6 protein-coding genes are annotated in these 3,518 nt (G+C 70.9%); all 6 read left to right on the top strand.

Annotation, left to right across the window (positions count from 1 at the left end; translation table 11 throughout):
- The coding region (locus G6021_RS10725; protein ID WP_347238954.1) for a M20/M25/M40 family metallo-hydrolase at nt 1-237 on the top strand (237 nt) is incomplete at its 5' end.
- Between the two features lie 112 nt (nt 238-349).
- Nucleotides 350-1,150 carry a TIGR00730 family Rossman fold protein gene (locus G6021_RS10720; RefSeq protein WP_179525595.1) on the top strand — a complete coding sequence of 267 codons (801 nt, stop codon included), beginning with the start codon at nt 350-352 and terminating at the stop codon, nt 1,148-1,150.
- Complete coding sequence (locus G6021_RS10715) at nt 1,150-1,704, top strand: TIGR00730 family Rossman fold protein (protein WP_182641265.1); 555 nt, start codon at nt 1,150-1,152, stop codon at nt 1,702-1,704. The genes G6021_RS10720 and G6021_RS10715 overlap by 1 nt, the downstream gene beginning before the upstream one ends.
- A gap of 68 nt (nt 1,705-1,772) precedes the next feature.
- Nucleotides 1,773-2,585, top strand: coding sequence for a dihydropteroate synthase (folP, locus tag G6021_RS10710; RefSeq protein ID WP_182641264.1), 813 nt, complete (start codon nt 1,773-1,775; stop codon nt 2,583-2,585).
- 74 nt (nt 2,586-2,659) lie between these two features.
- Nucleotides 2,660-3,010: a DivIVA domain-containing protein gene (locus tag G6021_RS10705; RefSeq protein WP_179525592.1), complete on the top strand. Its 351-nt coding sequence runs from the start codon at nt 2,660-2,662 to the stop codon at nt 3,008-3,010.
- Nucleotides 3,011-3,101: 91 nt separating this feature from the next.
- Nucleotides 3,102-3,269 (top strand): DUF3117 domain-containing protein, encoded by a 168-nt coding sequence (locus tag G6021_RS10700; RefSeq protein WP_107747298.1) that lies wholly within the window; start codon nt 3,102-3,104, stop codon nt 3,267-3,269.
- Nucleotides 3,270-3,518 lie beyond the last annotated feature (249 nt).

Below are 3,518 nucleotides of genomic sequence, written 5' to 3'. Positions count from 1 at the left end.
GCACTGCCCGGCCTCGGCGCCCCGGCCGCGGCCGAGCTGGTGCGGGCGGCGGGCGGACGGGTACGGGCCAAGTACGGATGGACCGACGTGTCACGGTTCGCCGCCCTGGGCGTCCCGGCTGTCAATCTGGGTCCGGGTGACCCCGGCCTGGCGCACACACGGGACGAGCACTGCCCGGCCACCCAGATCACCGAGGTGGCCGAGGTACTCCGCGCCTACCTCACCACCTCCGGCTGACCCCGACCCGACACGACCCGCGCCCGACACGGCCCGGACCTGATACGACCCCGGACCCCGCGAGCCCGGACATCACGAGCCCGGACCCCACCCCAGTAGGAGACCACCTCTGATGGCACCGAACGATTCAGTACACCTGCGCGGCCCGCTCCTCCTGCGACGGGACAAGGGCGGCGATCGCACGACCACCGACCAACGGCTGTTGGACACCAACCAGGACACCGACTGGTTGCACACCGACCCGTGGCGGGTCCTGCGCATCCAGAGCGAGTTCGTCAACGGGTTCGGCGCGCTCGCGGAGCTGCCCGACGCGGTGAGCGTCTTCGGGTCCGCGCGGACCCGCCCGGGTGATCCCGCCTACGAACAGGCGGTGGAGCTGGGGCGGGCGCTCGCGGAGGCGGGTTACGCGGTGGTCACGGGCGGCGGACCGGGTCAGATGGAGGCGGCCAACAAGGGCGCATGGGAGGCGGACGGTGAGTCCGTGGGCCTGGGGATCGAGCTGCCCATGGAACAGGGGATCAACCGCTGGGTGGACCTGGGGCTGCACTTCCGCTACTTCTTCGTCCGCAAGACGATGTTCGTCAAATACACGCAGGCGTTCGTCTGTACCCCGGGTGGCTTCGGCACCCTGGACGAGTTCTTCGAGGCCATCACCCTGGTCCAGACCGACAAGATCACCCGGTTCCCGATCGTCCTGCTGGGAGTGGATTTCTGGACCCCACTGGTGGACTGGATCCGGGGAACCCTGGTCGAGCAGGGGATGATCTCGGCGTCCGACCTCGACCTGTTCCTGGTCACCGACTCCGTGGCCGAGACGGTGGAGTACATCCGCGAGGCGCACCACCGGGCCGCGCTGACCGCCGAACAGCGTGAAGACCTGTACGGCGAGGAACACCGGGGGGTCGAGCGTTGATGGCACCGGTTCCCGGCCGTCGGGTCTGCGTCTACTGCGCCTCCTCGACCCACGACCCCGGGCTGCTGCAGATCGCCACCGAGGTCGGCAACGGGATCGCCCATCGTGGATGGTCTCTGGTCTCCGGCGGCGGCAACGTGTCCATGATGGGCGCGGTCGCCGAGGCGGCGCGGGACGGCGGAGCCCGGACCGTCGGCGTCATCCCCGAGGGGCTCCGGGTGCGTGAGGTGGCCGACACCGCTGCGGACGACCTGGTGGTGGTCACCACGATGAGGGAACGCAAACGCGAGATGGAGGAGCGCTCGGACGCGTTCCTCACCCTGCCCGGGGGGATCGGCACGATGGAGGAGATGTTCGAGGTGTGGACCTCCGCCTCGCTCGGGTTCCACCACAAGCCGGTCGTGCTCTACGACCCGATCGGCTTCTACCGACCGCTGTTGGACTGGGTCGGCGGGCTCGTCGAGTCCGGGCTGGTCAAGCCGCAGGCGTTCGACAGCCTCGTGGTGTGTGACGACCTGGAGGCGGCGCTCGACGCCTGCGGAGGCCGGCGGTGACGCCACCGGGCGCGACGCCGCCTCCGACGCTCTGCGGGCGCCCCGTCCCGGTGGACCGACCTCTGGTGATGGCGATCGTCAACCGCACGCCGGACTCCTTCTACGACCGTGGAGCGAGCTTCACCGACGTGGCGGCGATGAACCGGGTCGACCGGTGCGTGGAGGACGGCGCGGACATCCTCGACATCGGTGGGGTCAAGGCCGGTCCCGGCGAGCTGGTGGACGCCCGGGAGGAGCTCCGGCGGGTGGTGCCCTTCATCGAGGCGGTCCGGGACAGACACCCGGGCGTGGTCATCTCCGTGGACACCTGGCGCGGCTCGGTCGCCCGCAGCGCCCTGTCCGCCGGCGCCGATCTGGTCAACGACACCTGGGCGGGGCACGATCCCGAGGTGCTGACCGCCGCCGGCGAGGCGGGGGCGGGGTTCGTGTGCTCCCACACCGGGGGTGCGGTCCCGCGCACCCGGCCCTTCCGGGTGGGATACCCCGACGTCGTCCTCGACGTGGTCTCGGAACTGTCCGCTGCCGCCGAACGGGCCCTCGCCGCCGGGGTCCCCGAGGACGGGATACTGGTCGACCCCACCCACGACTTCGGCAAGAACACCTTCCACGGTCTCGAGCTCCTGCGGCGGATGGACGAGATCGTGGCCCTCGGTCATCCCGTCCTGATGGCGCTGAGCAACAAGGACTTCATCGGCGAGACCCTGGACGCGGGAATCGACGACCGCGCCGAGGGCACCCTGGCGGCGACCTCCGTCGCGGCGATGATGGGCGCCCGCGTGTTCCGCACCCACGACGTGCGTGCGACGCGCCGCTCGGTGGAGATGGTGGCCTCCATCTTGGGAACCCGCCCACCTGCGCGAACGGTCCGCGGGCTCGCCTGACTCGGGCGGGTCCACCGCCGCGAGGCGTGTGCCAGACTGGAGGCCCGGCCCGGACCAGAGAGAGGCTCCCGCGCATGCTCACCATCGTCATCTATGTGGTGGTCACCCTGATCGTGGCGGCGGCGCTCTACGCCCTGTCGATCGTGGTCTTCGGCCGTTCGGAACCGCTGCCGGCGGTGGCGCGGGGACACACGGTCACGATGCTGCCCGAAGGGCCGCTCACCGGCGACGATCTGCGATCGGTCCGATTCGGGATGTCCGCGCGGGGGTACACGATGTCGGAGGTCGACTGGGCGCTCGAGGAGGCGGCGACGGAGATCGACAGGCTCCGCGCGCGACTCGCCGGGGAGGGAAACGTCGGGGAGTCCTCCGACGGGGCGGACCCAGAACGCGCTCCCGCGTCCGGGCACGGTGTGACGCGCTAGAATCGGCAACATCCACTCAGCGATACCGCACGTGGGCCCGGCCGTCCTCACAGGACGCGGCCCACTGCCAAGGACGAAGGGAATCGACCCGATGGCGGCTATGAAGCCCAGGACCGGTGACGGACCGATGGAAGCGGCCAAGGAGGGCCGCGGGATCGTCATGCGCGTCCCTCTCGAGGGTGGCGGACGCCTCGTCGTGGAGTTGACCCCCGACGAGGCGAAGTCGCTCGGCGCGGAGTTGACCCAGGCCATCTCCTGATCGTCCCCTGCTCTGGCGAATCGACGCACCCGGCCCACGCGGCGGGTGCGTCGATTCGGTTCCACGGAAGGTTCTCCCGATGTCCGAGGTCCCCTCGCGTCCACTCCCCACCGTTCGCGTAGCTCGCGGATCGGACCCCGCCACCGGATGGTCGCTGGTCACCCGGGCCCCGGAGGAGGGCCGACCCCTCCGCGGCCGCGCCGTGGAGGCGCGGACGAGCGCGGTCGACGGCCGGCCGGTGGTGGAGGT

It is taken from the genome of Dietzia sp. CW19 (genome assembly GCF_014145265.1).
In the GTDB taxonomy this organism is placed as follows: Bacteria; Actinomycetota; Actinomycetes; order Mycobacteriales; family Mycobacteriaceae; genus Dietzia; species Dietzia natronolimnaea.
Note: the sequence above shows the minus strand (reverse complement) of the source record. Positions and strands in the feature narration are given on the sequence as shown.

What these genes read in the sequence shown, in the direction of transcription:
- G6021_RS10720 (WP_179525595.1), top strand. Translation starts at nt 350, where the DNA reads ATGGCACCGAACGATTCAGTACACCTGCGCGGCCCGCTCCTCCTGCGA.
- G6021_RS10715 (WP_182641265.1), top strand. Translation starts at nt 1,150, where the DNA reads ATGGCACCGGTTCCCGGCCGTCGGGTCTGCGTCTACTGCGCCTCCTCG.
- folP (WP_182641264.1), top strand. Translation starts at nt 1,773, where the DNA reads ATGGCGATCGTCAACCGCACGCCGGACTCCTTCTACGACCGTGGAGCG.
- G6021_RS10705 (WP_179525592.1), top strand. Translation starts at nt 2,660, where the DNA reads ATGCTCACCATCGTCATCTATGTGGTGGTCACCCTGATCGTGGCGGCG.
- G6021_RS10700 (WP_107747298.1), top strand. Translation starts at nt 3,102, where the DNA reads ATGGCGGCTATGAAGCCCAGGACCGGTGACGGACCGATGGAAGCGGCC.